The 17348-nt window shown below is 56.9% G+C and carries 12 protein-coding genes and 1 other RNA gene; 7 read left to right on the plus strand and 6 right to left on the minus strand.

Translation table 11 applies throughout. The annotated features are described in order from the left end of the window. The first annotated feature begins 41 nt into the window (after nucleotides 1-41). Nucleotides 42-671: a helix-turn-helix domain-containing protein gene (locus FU672_RS09925; protein WP_148243128.1), complete on the plus strand. Its 630-nt coding sequence runs from the start codon at nucleotides 42-44 to the stop codon at nucleotides 669-671. A 50-nt stretch (nucleotides 672-721) separates the two neighbouring features. Here FU672_RS09925 and FU672_RS09930 read toward each other — a convergent pair whose 3' ends face one another. From FU672_RS09930 to ydiJ, 3 genes are all read right to left on the minus strand, one after another. Then, nucleotides 722-916 (minus strand): YdiH family protein, encoded by a 195-nt coding sequence (locus FU672_RS09930; protein ID WP_003857766.1) that lies wholly within the window; start codon nucleotides 914-916, stop codon nucleotides 722-724. An 85-nt stretch (nucleotides 917-1001) separates the two neighbouring features. Beyond that, nucleotides 1002-1412, minus strand: a complete 411-nt coding sequence (gene menI, locus FU672_RS09935; protein WP_148243129.1) for a 1,4-dihydroxy-2-naphthoyl-CoA hydrolase — start codon at nucleotides 1410-1412, stop codon at nucleotides 1002-1004. Next, nucleotides 1409-4465: a D-2-hydroxyglutarate dehydrogenase YdiJ gene (gene ydiJ / locus FU672_RS09940; protein WP_148243130.1), complete on the minus strand. Its 3057-nt coding sequence runs from the start codon at nucleotides 4463-4465 to the stop codon at nucleotides 1409-1411. The genes menI and ydiJ overlap by 4 nt, the downstream gene beginning before the upstream one ends. Before the next feature lie 199 nt (nucleotides 4466-4664). Here ydiJ and ydiK point away from each other — a divergent pair, with 199 nt between their 5' ends. Together ydiK and rprA are read left to right on the plus strand one after the other, a co-directional pair. Next, nucleotides 4665-5780 (plus strand): AI-2E family transporter YdiK, encoded by a 1116-nt coding sequence (ydiK, locus tag FU672_RS09945; RefSeq protein WP_148243131.1) that lies wholly within the window; start codon nucleotides 4665-4667, stop codon nucleotides 5778-5780. Between the two features lie 209 nt (nucleotides 5781-5989). Continuing rightward, an RNA gene (rprA, locus tag FU672_RS09950) (antisense sRNA RprA) lies at nucleotides 5990-6097 on the plus strand. 5 nt (nucleotides 6098-6102) lie between these two features. On the opposite strand, the gene FU672_RS09955 is transcribed toward rprA, so the two are convergent. The 3 genes from FU672_RS09955 to ppsA form a co-directional block, all read right to left on the minus strand. Continuing rightward, nucleotides 6103-8478, minus strand: a complete 2376-nt coding sequence (locus tag FU672_RS09955) for a glycoside hydrolase family 3 N-terminal domain-containing protein (protein WP_148243132.1) — start codon at nucleotides 8476-8478, stop codon at nucleotides 6103-6105. A gap of 3 nt (nucleotides 8479-8481) precedes the next feature. Beyond that, nucleotides 8482-9882 carry an MFS transporter gene (locus tag FU672_RS09960; RefSeq protein ID WP_148243133.1) on the minus strand — a complete coding sequence of 467 codons (1401 nt, stop codon included), beginning with the start codon at nucleotides 9880-9882 and terminating at the stop codon, nucleotides 8482-8484. 232 nt (nucleotides 9883-10114) lie between these two features. Further along, nucleotides 10115-12493, minus strand: coding sequence for a phosphoenolpyruvate synthase (gene ppsA / locus FU672_RS09965; protein WP_148243134.1), 2379 nt, complete (start codon nucleotides 12491-12493; stop codon nucleotides 10115-10117). A gap of 335 nt (nucleotides 12494-12828) precedes the next feature. Here ppsA and ppsR point away from each other — a divergent pair, with 335 nt between their 5' ends. The 4 genes from ppsR to FU672_RS09985 all read left to right on the plus strand — a co-directional run bounded on the left by ppsR (nucleotide 12829) and on the right by FU672_RS09985 (nucleotide 17313). Next, nucleotides 12829-13662 carry a posphoenolpyruvate synthetase regulatory kinase/phosphorylase PpsR gene (gene ppsR / locus FU672_RS09970; RefSeq protein ID WP_148243135.1) on the plus strand — a complete coding sequence of 278 codons (834 nt, stop codon included), beginning with the start codon at nucleotides 12829-12831 and terminating at the stop codon, nucleotides 13660-13662. A 152-nt stretch (nucleotides 13663-13814) separates the two neighbouring features. Beyond that, nucleotides 13815-14861 carry a 3-deoxy-7-phosphoheptulonate synthase AroH gene (aroH, locus tag FU672_RS09975; RefSeq protein WP_148243136.1) on the plus strand — a complete coding sequence of 349 codons (1047 nt, stop codon included), beginning with the start codon at nucleotides 13815-13817 and terminating at the stop codon, nucleotides 14859-14861. 209 nt (nucleotides 14862-15070) lie between these two features. Then, a complete protein-coding gene (gene hemP, locus FU672_RS09980) occupies nucleotides 15071-15253 on the plus strand; it encodes a hemin uptake protein HemP (RefSeq protein ID WP_148243137.1) in 183 nt (60 codons plus the stop codon). Between the two features lie 77 nt (nucleotides 15254-15330). After that, the gene (locus FU672_RS09985; RefSeq protein WP_148243138.1) at nucleotides 15331-17313 is read left to right on the plus strand and encodes a TonB-dependent hemoglobin/transferrin/lactoferrin family receptor; all 1983 of its coding nucleotides are present in this window, start codon (nucleotides 15331-15333) and stop codon (nucleotides 17311-17313) included. The last annotated feature ends 35 nt before the right edge of the window (nucleotides 17314-17348 follow it).

Here is a 17348-nt window from a genome sequence, read left to right on the forward strand (position 1 = left end):
CGCTATAATTAGCCAGGTCATTTTTAAGGTTGTCGGCTATCATGTCCCTTCCCGAAAAGTCTCAACGGGGTTCTCCCTACGCGCAAGAGCTTATTTCACACCTGTTGCCTGATTGCACAACGCACCGCACCGCCCGCGGCGAGCGGCTGGATCTGCAAATCAACGGTCAGGGGATGTGCTATTTAATTCTTGAAGGAACCATCGCCGTCTACAGAAGAAGCGATGACATGATGCTGTCTACGGCTCGCAGCCCCGCCGTGTTTGGCCTCGCTAACCTGACCGATATCTATTTTAATGATTATATTAAGACCGTCAGCCCTTGTCTGATAGGGACGCTCACCGCCGAGCGGGTGAATGAAATTATTAAAGAGAAGGCGCTGTGGGGACTGCTTTCTAAACAGCTCATGTTTGTATATAGCCGTCTTTATAACAACGTGATGCCGCAGGGTGCGCCGACGGCGTATGAGATGATTCGCCAGCAGCTGGCAACGCTGATGGAGGAAGATGAGAGTTATCGGCTCAGCGTGACGGCAGAAAGGTATATCAGGGAGAAAACCCAGCTCTCCCGCAGCGGCGTGATGCGCATTCTGGCGGATTTAAAAACCGGCGGATTTATCGAAATGGAAGAAGGCAGGCTTATTAAAATCAACAAACTCCCCGCCCGATACTGAATGTCAGACACAAAAAAGGCCGCACTCGCGGCCCTTTTATTCTCATGTACTCAATGGACGTGAACGCCCAACCGCCAGGCAAAGTAGATCTCTTCTTTTAGTTCATTCGAAGAGAGCGCCAGCAAATCTGTAAATTCCAGCTCAAGCTGTTTCAGCTTTTTCAGGTACTGCGCCGGAGACAGGTTGCTCTTATCGCGACGTAAATATTCAATTGCCAGCTGTGTTGGGGTTATTTCAGTATCCATGATGTCCTCGCTTATGTACAAAACCTGACCAGTATATCACAACGCACTGGCTAGTTTTTGACCAAAGGCAAAACATCTGAAAACTTTACACAACCGCCGTAGTCAGCCGCGACGAGCAGCACAGGCGATCCTGCTCATCGAGAATATCTATCTGCCACACCTGATGGCGGCTTCCTGCGTGCAGCGCGCGGCAAACACCGCGCACGCGCCCACTGCGTACCGAGCGAATGTGATTAGCATTCACCTCAAGTCCGACAACCTTCTGCTCCCCTTCGGTGCAGAGATATCCCGCCACCGAGCCCAGCGTTTCGGCCAGTACGACGGACGCTCCGCCGTGCAATAAGCCAAACGGCTGGTGGGTGCGATGATCGACGGGCATTGTGGCCTCAATCTCACCATCGCCAATGCGGATGAACTGGATATCCAGCAGCCCCACCATATTCCCCTCGCCCATGGCGTTCAGCGCCTGCAGCGTCACGGCACGTTTCCAGATCATCCAATTATCTCCAGTAAAGCCTGCAATGGGTGACGTACACCGTTACCTTCTACCCGTTTTACCTGGCTGCGGCAGGAGTAACCCGTCGCCAGACAGCGGTTTCGCGGCAAACGCTGCATCGCCTGATGCCAGGACAGCTCATAGATGCCGAGCGAGTTGGCGTGGTTTTTCACTTCGTGTCCATAGGTTCCGGCCATCCCGCAGCAGCCTACGTTGACGCTCTCCAGCTTCGCACCGAAGCGGGCAAAGACAGACGCCCACTGCGCAGGTGCACCCGGCAGCGCGGTCACTTCCGTGCAGTGACCGAACAGATACCACGGTTCACCGCTGACATCCTGAACCGCCTTATCTTCCAGCGCCACCGGCAGCCACTCGTGCACCAGCATCACGTTGAAATCGCCGCGCTTATCGCCCAGCGTCTGCTTGTATTCATCGCGATAGCAAAGCACCAGCGCCGGATCGACGCCGACCATCGGTATCCCGAGTTGCGCCACGCGATTCAGGAAGTCAGACGTTTTCTGCGCGGTCTTTGCAAATCGGTTCAGGAAACCCTTAATGTGCTGCGCCTTGCCATTCGGAGAGAATGGCAGCACCACCGGCTGGTAACCCACTTTCTCCGCCAGACGGACGAAATCGGCCACGACCTGGGCATCGTAGTAGCTGGTGAACGGATCCTGCACCACCAGCACCACATTCGCTTTTTGCTCCGGGGTGAGCGCCTCCAGCTGTTCCAGAGTCATATTTGCCGAACGGTGACCGACGAGCTGGCGCTGCAGAGACGGGACCGACAGCAGCGGCAGATCGACCATACCGATGTGTTTTTCGGAGAGCTTTCGCACCAGCGGCTGGTTGATAAAGAAGTTGAAGGTCTTTGGCGCACGCGCCATCAGCGGTGCGTAGCTTTCCACCGTCGCCACCAGATGGTCGCGCACCGGGCGGAGGTATCGGGTGTGGTAAAGTTGCAGGAAACGCGAGCGGAATTCCGGCACGTCGATTTTAATCGGGCACTGGGTGGAGCAGGCTTTACAGGCCAGACAGCCGGACATCGCCTCTTTCACCTCATGGGAGAAATCATACTCGCCTTTGTTGGCATGCCAGCTGTTGCGGGTGCGCTCAATCAGCGAGCGCAGGCTGGCCCGTTTTTCCGGCAGCTCCTGCTCCAGCTTGAGCGGATCCACCCCGCGGTCGGCCAGCAGACGCAGCCACTCGCGCACCAGCGTCGCCCGCCCTTTCGGCGAGTGGATACGGTTGCTGGTGATTTTCATCGACGGGCACATAGGGCTTTTCACATCAAAGTTAAAGCACAGGCCGTTGCCGTTGCACTCCATCGCGCCGCGCCAGGAAGCGCGCACCGCAATCGGGATCTGTCTGTCGTACGTGCCGCGCTTGACGGCATCCACCTGCAGCATTGGGGCATCAACACCCTCAGGCGGGCAGATTTTACCCGGATTGAGGCGGTTATGCGGGTCGAAAGCCGCTTTCACCTTACGCAACTCCGCGTAGAGCTGTTCACCGAAGAATGCCGGGCTGTACTCCGCGCGGAACCCTTTCCCGTGCTCCCCCCACAGCAGACCGCCATATTTGGCGGTTAAGGCCACCACATCGTCGGAGATCTGCTTCATCAGGATCTCCTGCTGCGGGTCACACATATCCAGCGCCGGACGCACGTGCAGTACCCCGGCGTCGACGTGGCCGAACATGCCATAGCTCAGGCCGTGGCTGTCCAGCAGGGCGCGAAACTCAACGATATAATCCGCAAGATGCTCAGGCGGCACGCAGGTATCTTCGGCAAAGGGAATCGGCTTCGCCGCCCCTTTCGCATTGCCGAGCAGGCCCACGGCTTTTTTACGCATCGCATAGATACGCTCAATTCCGGCCAGATCGTTACAGAGCTGCCAGCCGATCACACCGCCTTCACCCTGCGCAATCAGCTCATCCAGCCGCTGGCAGAGCGTGGTGACCTGGCGCTCAATCAGCTCCGCATCATCACCGGCAAATTCCACGATATTGAGACCGAGCATCTCTTTATCCGGCACGTCGGTAATCAGCTCGCTTACGGAGTGCCAGACAATATCTTCCCGGGCCAGATTGAGCACTTTAGAGTCGACGGTCTCCACCGACAACGCCTGCGCTTGCACCATAAACGGCGCATTGCGCAGCGCGGAGTCGAAGGAGTCATATTTGACGTTCACCAGACGACGCACTTTCGGCAACCGGGTAATATCCAGCCGCGCTTCGGTAATAAACGCCAGGGTTCCTTCGGAGCCGGTCAGAACGCGGGTTAAATCAAACTGGGTCAGGTCGTCGTTAAAGACATGTCGCAGATCGTACCCGGTCAGGAAGCGGTTCAGTTTGGGGAATTTATCGAGAATAAGCTGGCGGTTGTCGCGGCAGCGTTCCAGCACGGTGCGATAGATACGCCCGCTGGCGGTGTTATCTTTGCCCAGCGTTTCCGCCAGTTCGACCGGCATCGGCTGGGTATCGAGGATATCGCCGCCCAGCAGAACCGCACGCACGCCCAGCACATGATCGGAGGTTTTACCGTAGACCAGCGAGCCCTGGCCTGAGGCATCCGTGTTAATCATCCCGCCAAGGGTCGCGCGGTTGCTGGTGGAGAGCTCTGGGGCAAAAAAGTACCCGTAAGGTTTGAGATACTGATTAAGCTGATCTTTGATAACGCCCGCTTCGACCCGCACCCACCCCTCTTCGGGGTTGATCTCAATGATGCGGTTCATATAGCGCGACATATCAACAATGATGCCCTGGTTCAGCGCCTGACCATTGGTTCCGGTGCCGCCGCCGCGCGGCGTAAAGACCAGCGAGGCAAACCGCTCCTGCGTAGCCAGCCGGGCAATCAGCGCCACGTCGGCCGTTGAACGCGGGAAAACGACTGCATCGGGAAGAAGCTGGTAGATACTGTTATCGGTCGCCATCGTCAGCCTGTCGGCATAGTTCGTGGCGGTATCACCTGTAAAACCCTGTTGCTCCAGTGCCTGCAAAAAATTAAGCACCAGCTGAACGACGCCAGGTGCCTGAGAAATCTGTGGGATCATGACTGTCGACCCTAATTAGAGTTGTATGAAATCGTTTGCGTGTATCTTAAAAGTTTTATCACATTTTTTTCTTATAATCTCTGCTGAATTACAGGCAAAATCCGCCTGTCAAAAACCGCGGAGATCATTAATGATTAAAGAGACGCGGTTTTCCGTTCCCGCCAGTCGTACTGGCGTTCTTTTAAGGAAAGTTTCATTTATGGTCAATCTTCGCCAGCCCAGGGATGTTGCGCAAATTTTGCTGTCGGTGCTGTTTCTGGCCCTCATGATTATTGCGTGTCTGTGGATTGTTCAACCCTTTATTCTCGGCTTTGCGTGGGCTGCGACCGTTGTCGTCGCCACGTGGCCTTTGCTGCTGCGCTTGCAGAAGCTGCTGTTTGGCCGCCGCGGGTTAGCCGTGCTGGTCATGACGCTTTTGTTGTTCCTGCTGTTTATTATTCCTGTTGCCCTGCTGGTGAATAGCCTGGTGGATTCCAGTGGCCCGGTTATTCGTGCCATAACCAGCGGTGACCTGACGCTGCCGGATCTGGCCTGGCTGAACAGCATTCCGGTGGTGGGCTCAAAACTTTACAGCGGCTGGCATAGCCTGCTGGAGATGGGCGGCAGCGCGCTGATGGCAAAAGTCCGCCCGTACATTGGCACCACCACCACCTGGTTTGTGGGTCAGGCGGCGCATATCGGCCGCTTTATGATGCACTGTACCCTGATGCTGCTCTTCAGCGCCCTGCTTTACTGGCGCGGTGAGCAGGTGGCTTTAGGCGTTCGTCACTTTGCCACCCGCCTGGCGGGCAAACGCGGTGACGCGGCGGTACTGCTGGCTGCGCAGGCCGTGCGCGCAGTGGCGCTGGGCGTGGTGGTCACCGCGCTGGTGCAGGCGGTGCTGGGCGGTATCGGTCTGGCGATCTCCGGCGTACCGTACGCCACCATATTCACCGTTGTCATGCTGATGACCTGTCTTGCGCAACTCGGGCCTTTGCTGGTGCTGGTACCCTGCATTATCTGGCTCTACTGGACGGGTGATACCACGTGGGGAACCGTGTTGCTGGTCTGGAGCTGCGTGGTCGGCACTATGGATAACGTCATTCGTCCGATCCTCATCCGGATGGGTGCAGACCTGCCGCTGATCCTGATCCTCTCCGGGGTGATTGGCGGTCTGATTGCCTTTGGCATGATTGGCCTGTTTATTGGCCCGGTGCTGCTCGCCGTCACCTGGCGTCTGTTCTCCGCCTGGGTGCATGAAATTCCGCCTCCGGGAACTGACCCGGACGTGATTTTGAGCGAACTGGAAGAGCTGGAAGAGAAGAACACGCATTAAGTTTTTTTGCCGGGTGGCGCTAACGCTTACCCGGCCTACATTCCCCCTCAGAATACTTTAACGCTGCTAAAGTATTTATTCATTACCCACTGGTCAGACCCGCCCTTTTAGCAGTAAGTCTGCTATTAACCTCAAGAAATCTTTACGTCTCTTAAACTATTGAGACGAATCCGATCGACGCTAAATAACACAATGCCTACTATTAGCACACGGTTATAGATCAACACCTTGATTTATAAGCATGGAAATCCCCTGAGTGAAACAACGAATTGCTGTGTGTAGTCTTTGCCCATCTCCCACGATGGGCTTTTTTTTATCCTGACTACGCGCGCTTAACCTCACAGCTACTGAGCATCCGCCACTCAGCGGACAGCACCCGCGTTTCCCCTGTCACATTGACCGTTACCACATCACGGATATCCGCCGACGATGCGCCCACCTGTAGCTCAAACTCCCCCGGCTCAACGATGCGTTTCCCGTCGCGACGGGTAAAGTTAAACATCTCAACCGGCAGCGTAAAGGTGAGCGTGGCGGTTTCGCCCGGCGAGAGCGTGACGCGCTGGAAGGCCTTCAGCTCCTGAAGCGGCCGCACCTGGGTGGCGACCTTATCCCTGACGTAAACCTGCACCACCTCACTGCCGCTGCGCTCTCCGGTATTGGTGATATCCACACTCAGCGTCACCTCGCCGTCGACCGGCACGCGACTTTCAGCTACGCGGGCAGCCCCCCAGCAAAACGTCGTCCATCCAAGACCAAAACCAAACGGGTAGCGGGCACCGAAATGGAACGCAAACGGCGTGCCGCCGCTTTTCAGCTTGTGGTTGTAGTAATACGGCATTGCCCCAGCGCTTTTCGGCACGCTGACCACCAGCCGACCCTGCGGCTCCGCACGCCCCGTTAGCACGTCCGCAATCGCCCAGCCCCCTTCCTGCCCTGGCGCCCAGGCCATCATCAGCGCCGCGACCTTATCCTCCAGCCCCTGAAGGTTGTACGGGCGCCCCCCGGTCATGACAACGATCACCGGCTTGCCCGTCGCCACCAGCGCCTCGAGCAACTGCTGCTGCACGCCCGGCAGGTTTAATGAGTCGGTATCGGAGCCTTCACCGACCGTGCCGCTCTGGAACAGCCCGGCGAGATCGCCCACGCAGGCCACCACCACGTCACTCTCTTGCGCTGCGTTTACCGCCTCGGGGATCAGGACGGTACTTTGCGATACCGGCGACTGCTGCATCGGTTTGCCGCCGCTGTCGCCCGGGAAGACCGGCGCGCCCGCCATCCGTTTTTCGATGATGTGGCACCCTTTGGCATAGCGCACGTTCGATGCGCCAAGGTACCGCTCCAGGGCCGCGCGCGGGGTCGTGACCTGCGAGGTCTCTTCCACCATATCGCTGATGATCAAATGCACCGGGAAGCTGTAGCCGCTCAGTAACGCCAGCGGATCGTCTGCCGTCGGCCCCACCACCGCCACGCGGGGTTTGCCGCCAAGCGGTAAAATGCCGTTGTTTTCCAGCAGCGTGATAGATTTCGTCGCCACCTCCCGCGCGACCTGGCGGGTCATATCGTTTTGCAGATCGATACCGTTTTCATCCGCGTACGGTTTTTCAAACAGGCCAAGGCGGAATTTTTCGGTCAGCACGCGCGCCACGATCTCATCGACTTTCGCTATAGAGATCAGCCCGCGCTCTACCGCTTCCGCCAGATGCCGCGCGCAGTCGTCTTTCGGCAGCTCAACGTCCAGCCCGGCGTTAAACGCCAGCGCAGCAGATTCGGCCGCATCGTGGGAAATCCCATGATGCTGGTGCAGCAGGCTGACGCCGCCGTAATCCGCCACAATAATCCCGTCGAATCCCCACTGTTCGCGCAGGACGGTGGTCAGCAGGAAGCTGTCGCTGTGCCCCGGTTGGTTGTCGATATCGTGATAGGCCGGCATCACCGAACCGGCGTTTGCCAGCTTCACCGCCATTTCAAACGGCAGCAGGAAGGTGTCGTTCAGCTCGCTGAACCCCAGGTGGACAGGCGCATGGTTGCGCGCCCCTTCGCTGAACGAGTGACCCACGTAATGTTTCAGGGTCGCCAGCAGGTCGCGTTTATCGCCCTGTAAGCCCTTTACGTAGGCGGTCGCCATCACGCCCACCAGCCAGGGATCTTCCCCGAAGGTCTCTTCGGTTCGCCCCCAGCGCACGTCGCGGGACACGTCCAGCACCGGCGCCAGTCCCTGCTGGCAGCCGACGGAGCGCGCCTCTTTGCCAATCTGCTCTGCCGCTCGCTGCACAAGTTCCGGGTCCCAGGTCGATCCGTAATTCAATGACGACGGGAACAGGGTGGCGTCTTTGCACAGCAGCCCCACCAGACACTCTTCATGAAACAGCGCCGGGATGCCAAGACGCATCTCTTCCATCATCATGCGCTGCAGGCGGTTGGCGGCGCGCACGCCGGTTTTCGCATCAACGATGTGGGTACCCAGCGGACGCGTGATCTGCCCGACGCCCAGCTTCAGCCGTTCGCTGAGCGCAGCCTGCTCGCTCACGCCGGCAAATTCATCACTCAGATCGCTTCGCTCACGGTGGTTGCCGTTTTCATCGAGGATCAGCCAGTACGCATGCATCTGGGCGAACTTCTCTTCCGGGGTCATACGCGCCAGTAAATCGGCGACGCGTTCTTGCACGGGACGTCCCGCGTCCTTATAGATAGCCGTCATGTTTTACTCCTGTAGTGCGGAAGGGGTTGCCGGGCTGAGCTGCCCCGCTTCGGGTCTGACTTCACGCTTGCTGGCCAACTCCCGGGCGATGGAATCCACCAGCCGGCTGTTGAGCTTGTAGATGGCAAGAAGCGCGACCATGCAGAGGAACAACGCGCACGGGATAAGGGTGAACAGCGCGTTGATGGTCGAGAGAACATGCGGCGCCTGGGTAGCCTGTCCTGGGGCGTAATCCACCATGCCGAGCACCCAGCCGACCACCGCCCCACCTAGCGCCAGGCCAAACTTGATGGCAAACAGCGCGGTGGAGAAGACCAGCCCGTCCAGGCGGCGACCGCTGCGATGTTCTTCGTAGTCGACCACATCGGAGAACATGGTCCACTGCAGCGGCGTAGTGAGGTTTTGAATAAAGCTAAAGACGATGTTAAGGCCAAAAATCAGCCACACCTGCGAAGGAGGCAGGAAGAAAATCAGCGCGCCGAAGATGACGAAGGAAATTATCGTCCACTGATAGGCGCGTACGCGGTCAAATTTCCCCAGCAGCCGTTCAGATAATAATGCGCCGCTTAAGGAAGCCACCATCCCTGAAACAATAAAGGCAAAAACCAGATCCGGACGCAACAACACATAGTTCACGTAATACATAGTGGCGGAACCGCGCGTCACCACCGCCGTTAACAGCAAAATATTAAACAGGAACACAATGCGCCACTGGCTGTTCCCGGCCAGCAGCTTTAAATCGGTGAGCATGGAGCCGGAGGTATCATTGCGCGGGGAATAACGCTCGCGGGTCATCAGGAAGCAGCAGAAGAATAAAATAATGCCCAGCAGCCCCATCAGACTCATGGCATAGAAATAGCCTTTCTGTACGTTTCCTTGCCCCAGCTGCGCCACCAGCGGCAGAGCAATTACCGTCACAATCAACCCGCCGATAAACGACAACCCAAACCGCCAGGACTGCAGAGAGTGACGCTCGCGCGGGTCTAACGTCAGCGCACCAGGCATAGCGCAGTAAGGCACGTTAATCGCCGAGTAGATCAGGCTTAAGATGGCGTAAGTCACGCAGGCATAGACAATTTTACCTGTAGGCCCGACATCCGGCACATAGAACGTAATCAGACAACTGACGCCAAACGGAATCGCAAACCACAGCAGCCAGGGACGGAAACGTCCGTGACGCGTCCGGGTGCGGTCGACCAGCGCGCCAATGCACGGGTCAACAAGCGCATCGACCACGCGCACCACTAAAAACATGGTGCCCATAACCGCGGCGGGCAACCCAAAAACGTCGGTGTAAAAATAAGCGAGAAATAACGTTGCCGTTTGCCAGACCAGCGCGCTGGCCATATCGCCTAAGCCATAGCCTATTTTATCTTTGGTACGCAATACAGAGGAGAGTGTCATTGTTATTTGCCTTTTTATCAGGTTAAAACGTATTTCAACCAGTTGCGCATCATCTGAAGGGAAATGCGCAGTAAGGCTCAAGTATTAGCAACGGTTTGCGCGCTAACAATTGTCTAAATTGACAGACAAATTATGATATTTGGTTTTTTGTTTTATTTGTGATGAGGAGCAAATTCGGGGGAAATAAAAAAGGCGAGGAGATATCTCCTCGCCTTTTTAAGCTTGTCAGCGGTTACTTATTCAGTTCCGCCAGGCTCAGCCAGGTTTGCACCACGGTGTCCGGGTTCAGGGACAAACTATCAATCCCCTCTTCCATCAGCCATGCGGCAAAGTCTTCATGGTCGGATGGACCCTGACCACAAATCCCGACATATTTACCCTGCTTCTTCGCCGCGCGGATGGACATGGAGAGCAGCGCTTTCACCGCCTCGTTACGCTCGTCGAACAGCTCAGAGACCACGCCGGAGTCGCGGTCCAGACCCAGCGTCAGCTGCGTCATGTCGTTCGAGCCGATAGAGAAGCCGTCGAAATGCTCCAGGAACTGCTCGGCCAGCAGGGCGTTGGACGGGATTTCGCACATCATGATGATCTTCAGCCCGTTCTCGCCGCGCTTCAGACCCTGACGCGCCAGCTCGTCCACAACGGCTTTCGCCTGATCCACAGTACGCACGAACGGGATCATGATTTCGACGTTGGTCAGCCCCATGTCGTTGCGCACGCGTTTCACCGCCTCACACTCCAGCGCGAAGCAGTCGCGGAAGCTGTCGGACACGTAGCGTCCAGCCCCGCGGAAGCCCAGCATCGGGTTCTCTTCTTCCGGCTCGTAGCGCTCGCCGCCTACCAGGTTGGCGTATTCGTTAGACTTAAAGTCAGACAGACGCACGATCACGCGTTTCGGATAGAAGGCGGCGCCCAGTGTGGCGATCCCTTCGGTCAGACGGCCGACGTAGAACTCTTTCGGCGAGTCGTAGCCTTTCATCATCTCGCGGATTTCGTTCTGCAGCTTCGGATCCTGATCGTCAAACTCCAGCAGCGCACGCGGGTGAACGCCGATCATACGGTTGATGATAAATTCCAGACGCGCCAGGCCAACGCCTTCGTTCGGCAGACAGGCGAAGTCAAACGCGCGGTCCGGGTTGCCGACGTTCATCATGATCTTCAGCGGCAGGTCCGGCATGGTATCTACGCTGGAGCTCTTCACGCTGAAGTCGAGGATATCGGCATACACGTAGCCGGTATCGCCTTCGGCACAGGAGACGGTCACGTTCTGCCCGTCCTTCATGCGCTCGGTGGCATCACCGCAGCCGACAACCGCAGGAATACCCAGTTCGCGGGCAATGATCGCCGCGTGACAGGTACGACCGCCACGGTTGGTGACGATAGCCGCCGCTTTCTTCATGATCGGTTCCCAGTCCGGGTCGGTCATGTCGGTTACCAGCACGTCACCGGGTTCAATGCGGTTCATCTCGCTGATGTCGTGGATCACTTTGACCGGACCGGCACCGATGCGGTGGCCGATGGCACGGCCTTCCGCCACGATTTTGCCCTGCGCGTGCAGCGTATAACGCTCCATCACCTGACCGCGTGAGCGAACGGTTTCCGGACGCGCCTGCACGATAAACAGCTTGCCGGTGTTACCGTCTTTCGCCCATTCGATGTCCATCGGACGGCCGTAGTGTTTTTCAATCTGCACCGCCTGCTTCGCCAGTTCCTGCACTTCGGCGTCGGTCAGGGAGAAGCGGTCGCGCTGCTCCTGCGGTACATCTTCAATTTTAACCTGCTTGCCATGCTCCTGGGTCGGGGCATAAATCATGCGGATTTTTTTCGAGCCCATGGTGCGGCGCACCACCGCCGGACGGCCAGCGGCCAGCGTAGGCTTGTGGACGTAGAATTCGTCAGGGTTTACCGCCCCCTGGACTACCATCTCACCCAGACCCCACGCGGAGGTGATAAACACCACCTGGTCGAAGCCGGATTCGGTATCAATGGAGAACATCACGCCGGATGAACCCACGTCCGAGCGCACCATGCGCTGCACGCCAGCGGAGAGCGCCACGCCGCGATGGTCATAGCCCTGGTGCACGCGATAGGAGATGGCACGGTCGTTAAACAGGGAAGCAAACACATGCTTCACCGCCACCAGCACCGCATCGTAACCCTGGACGTTCAGGAAGGTTTCCTGCTGCCCGGCAAACGAGGCGTCCGGCATATCTTCTGCGGTCGCAGAGGAACGCACGGCAAAGGAGGCCTGCGCATCGTCAGCAGAGATCTGGTTGTACGCGTCGTGAATGGCTTTTTCCAGTTCCGGCTGGAAAGGTGTGTCGATGATCCACTGGCGGATCTGCGCCCCGGCTTTGGCAAGCTCGGTAACGTCATCAATATCCGTTTTATCCAGCAGGTCGTAAATGCGCTGGTTAACACCGCTCTGGTCTAAAAACAGGTTAAAGGCATCGGCGGTGGTGGCAAACCCGTTCGGTACGGAAACACCCATACCTGACAGATTTGTAATCATTTCACCCAGGGAGGCATTTTTGCCCCCAACTCTGTCTACATCATTCATGCCGAGTTGGTTATACCAAAGCACCAGCGGTGACGAGCCATTGTTGGACATCGAAACAATCCTTTTGTGATATTTGATCGGAGTAAGTAACACCTGACTACGTATTTATACTGGCATATTTATTAGCGCTAAAAAAACGGTGAATCGTGTAAGCAATTTAAAATTTCAACTTTTCGGATACTTTCCCACCAGGCATTAACCCGATGATTCCTATATATTCAGCCAGAAACCCCAAAAATAAAGTCGCTATTTGAAAAATGAAATCCACTTTTCAGGAAAATCAAAAACACCGTTTCATTTATAATTAAGATAAGTTCTTTGCTGTGTAATTTACTTTTTTAATTTATGCTTTCAGGCAATTAGGTCTGATATTCAGGGTGAATAAAATGGATAGTGCTGTCGATCGCCACGTTTTTTATATTTCTGATGGTACGGCGATCACCGCCGAGGTCCTGGGCCACGCGGTGATGTCGCAGTTTCCCGTTTCGATTAACAGCATCACGCTGCCGTTTGTCGAAAACGAGAGCCGCGCCAAAGCGGTGAAGGACCAGATTGACGCTATCTACCAGCAGACCGGCGTCCGCCCGCTGGTGTTCTACTCCATTGTTATCCCGGAAATTCGCAGCATCATTCTGCAAAGTGAAGGGTTTTGTCAGGATATCGTGCAGGCGCTGGTGGCACCGTTGCAGAGCGAGCTTAAGCTCGACCCGACTCCTATCGCTCACCGTACCCATGGGCTGAACCCCGGCAACCTGATTAAGTATGACGCGCGTATCGCCGCCATCGATTACACCCTGGCCCACGATGACGGCATTTCAATGCGCAACCTCGACCAGGCGCAGGTCATTTTGCTTGGCGTGTCGCGCTGCGGCAAAACCCCGACCAGCCTCTATCTGGCGATGCAGTTTGGCATTCGCGCGGCAAACTACCCGTTTATTGCCGACGATATGGATAACCTGGTCCTGCCCGCTGCGCTCAAACCGCTACAGCACAAGCTGTTTGGCCTGACCATCAACCCGGAACGCCTTGCGGCCATCCGCGAAGAGCGCCGTGAGAACAGCCGCTACGCCTCCATGCGCCAGTGTCGGATGGAAGTCTCCGAAGTGGAAGCGCTGTATCGCAAAAACCAGATCCCGTGGCTGAACAGCACCAACTATTCGGTTGAAGAAATTGCCACCAAAATTCTCGACATCATGGGGCTTAATCGCCGCATGTACTAATATGCTAGTACATTAGCTCAGATTCAGGTATCATCATCTGCAACCACGGGGCGGTGTCGCCCCGAACTTGAAATCAGCAGGGATTGGTTTAAGGTGATGCCCATCACTTCCCGGTAGTCTGCCGATGAAGCAAAAATTTTCTGAGACATTCCATGAATAAAACCGATGAACTCCGCACTGCGCGCATTGACAGCCTGGTCACGCCGGCTGAACTGGCACAGCGGCATCCTGTTTCCGCCTCCGTCGCGGAACATGTGACGGCCTCCCGCCGCCGCATTGAAAAAATCCTGAATGGTGAAGACAAACGTCTTCTGGTGGTGATTGGGCCTTGCTCCATCCACGATCTGGATGCAGCGATGGATTATGCAAAACGGCTTCAGGGACTGCGGGATAAGTACCAGCATCGCCTTGAGATCGTCATGCGCACCTACTTTGAAAAACCACGGACCGTGGTGGGCTGGAAAGGACTGATTTCCGATCCTGACCTCAACGGCAGCTATCGCGTTAACCACGGTATCGAGCTGGCGCGGAAGCTGCTTTTACAGGTCAACGAGCTGGGCGTTCCGACGGCGACCGAGTTTCTCGATATGGTGACCGGGCAGTTTATCGCCGATCTGATCAGCTGGGGCGCGATTGGCGCACGCACTACCGAAAGCCAGATCCACCGAGAGATGGCCTCCGCCCTCTCCTGTCCGGTCGGCTTTAAAAACGGGACCGATGGCAACACCCGTATCGCGGTTGACGCCATCCGCGCAGCCCGTGCCAGCCACATGTTCCTGTCGCCGGACAAAAGCGGTCATATGACCATCTACCAGACCAGCGGTAACCCTTACGGCCATATCATTATGCGCGGCGGGAAGAAACCCAATTACCATGCAGAAGATATTGCGGCGGCCTGTGAAACGCTGGCCGAGTTCGACCTGCCGGAACATCTGGTGGTGGATTTCAGCCACGGCAACTGCCAGAAGCAGCATCGCCGCCAGCTGGACGTCTGCGATGCGATCTGCCAGCAGATCCGCAGCGGTTCAACCGCCGTTGCAGGGATTATGGCCGAGAGTTTCATCAAGGAAGGCACGCAGAAAATTGTTGCCGGACAGCAGATGGTTTACGGTCAGTCGATCACCGACCCGTGCCTGAGCTGGGAAGACAGCGAACTGCTGCTGGAAAAGCTGGCTTCAGCCGTGGACACGCGCTTTTAAAATCCTGCCGGGTGGCGCTGCGCTTACCCGGCCTACGGTTCGTGCCCTTCTCCCTCTCCCTGTGGGAGAGGGTCGGGGTGAGGGCATCAGACCGCACCTCTCCCCCAAATTTGATCCCCTCACCCTTTTTTCACAAAAACGCTTGCCGTGAATTTGCAGTTTATTGATAATGATTATCATTGTCACATTAATTGCTATTTATAAACATTATGTCACGTACGGATAACAGCGCGGCAACGCCAGCAAAAACACACACAGCGCCAGCCCCCGCCGAGCGTCGGATTGACAGCAAAGCCCTGCTCGGCGATGAGGGGCGGGTCATTATCGAGCATGACGGCCAGCGCTATCTTCTGCGTCAGACCCATGCCGGAAAACTGATCCTCACAAAATAAACAACACCTAAAAATACGCCAGCCACCCAGGTGACCCCCAGGCAGCCAGCGCTTTTCACTTCTTATGGAGAGTTGCTATGCCACACCTGCCTTCCGCATCTTTACGTCCGTCACTTCTGGCGCTGGCGATTGTCAGTGCCCTGCCGGGCATCGCGTTCGCCGCCACAGACGACATTACCGTCACCGCCACGGGCAACGCCCGCAGCACCTTTGAAGCGCCCATGATGGTAAGCGTAATTGACGCCAGCGCGCCGGAGAAACAAACCGCAAGCTCAGCGGCCGACCTGCTGCGTAACGTCCCCGGTCTGACGCTGGACGGCACCGGGCGCACCAACGGGCAGGACGTCAACCTGCGCGGCTATGACCGTCGCGGCGTGCTGGTGCTGGTTGACGGCGTGCGCCAGGGAACCGATACCGGCCACCTGAACAGCACCTTCCTCGACCCGGCGCTAATTAAACGTATCGAGGTGGTTCGCGGCCCGTCGGCCCTGCTGTACGGCAGCGGCGCGCTGGGCGGCGTGATTTCCTATGACACCGCCGATGCGAAAGATCTGCTCGAACCGGGTAAAAACAGCGGCTACCGCGTGTTTGGTACGGGTGCGACGGGCGATCATAGCCTCGGGATGGGGGCCAGCGCCTACGGCCGCACCGATACGCTGGACGGTCTGGTCTCCTGGTCCAGCCGGGATCGCGGTGATATCCGCCAGAGCGACGGTGCAACCGCGCCTAACGACGAATCCATCAATAATATGCTGGCGAAAGGCAGCTGGAAAATCGACCCGGCCCAGACCCTGAGCGGCTCCCTGCGCTACTACAACAACGCCGCTCAGGAACCGAAAAACCCGCAAACCGCCGGGGCGGACAGCAGTAACCCGATGACCGACCGCTCCACCATTCAGCGTGACGCGCAGCTGGGCTACCACATTGCTCCGGAAGGGTACGACTGGCTGAACGCCGACGCGAAGGTCTACTGGTCCGAAGCGCGCATTAATGCCCAGAACATCGACAGCAGCGGCGAGTTTCGCAAGCAGACCACCAAAGGCGGCAAGGTGGAAAACCGCACCCGCCTGTTCAGCGACACCTTTGCAGCACACCTTCTGACCTACGGCGGGGAATACTATCGTCAGGAGCAGCATCCGGGCGGGGCAACCACCGGCTTCCCGGACGCGAAAATCGACTTCAGCTCCGGCTGGCTGCAGGATGAGATCACCCTGCGCGATCTGCCTGTTACCCTGCTGGGCGGTACACGCTATGACAACTACCGCGGCAGCAGCGACGGCTACAACGATGTGGATGCCGATAAGTGGTCATCCCGCGCCGGGTTAACCGTTAGCCCCACCGACTGGCTGATGCTGTTTGGCTCTTACGCGCAGGCCTTCCGCGCACCCACCATGGGTGAGATGTATAACGACGCCAAACACTTCTCCATTGGCCGCTTCTATACCAACTACTGGGTGCCAAACCCGAACCTGCGCCCGGAAACCAACGAAACGCAGGAGTTTGGTTTTGGCCTGCGCTTTGACGATCTGATGCTTGCCAACGATGCGCTGGAGTTCAAAGCCAGCTATTTCGACACCAAAGCTAAAGACTATATCTCCACCACCGTCAATTTTGCCGCGGCGACCACCATGTCCTATAACGTCCCGAACGCCAAAATCTGGGGTTGGGACATGATGGCAAAATACTCTGCTGACCTCTTCAACCTCGACCTGGCCTATAACCGCACGCGCGGAAAAGACACCGATACGGGTGAGTATATCTCCAGCATTAACCCGGATACCGTCACCAGTAAGCTGGACATTCCGGTGGCGCAAAGCGGTTTTTCTGTCGGCTGGATCGGCACCTTTGTCGATCGCTCAACGCATATCAGCAGCAGCTACAGCAAACAGCCGGGCTATGCGGTCAACGATTTCTACGTGAGCTACAAAGGCCAGGAGCGGCTCAAAGGCGTGACCACGACGCTGGTGCTGGGCAACGCCTTCGACAAAGCGTACTGGTCACCTCAGGGCATTCCGCAGGACGGTCGTAACGGCAAGATTTTCGTAAGCTATCAGTGGTAATTCCCTTCGGGGCAACTATTCAGAAGGATAAGAAA

Source organism: Enterobacter asburiae, assembly GCF_008080435.1.
GTDB lineage: Bacteria > Pseudomonadota > Gammaproteobacteria > Enterobacterales > Enterobacteriaceae > Enterobacter > Enterobacter asburiae_C.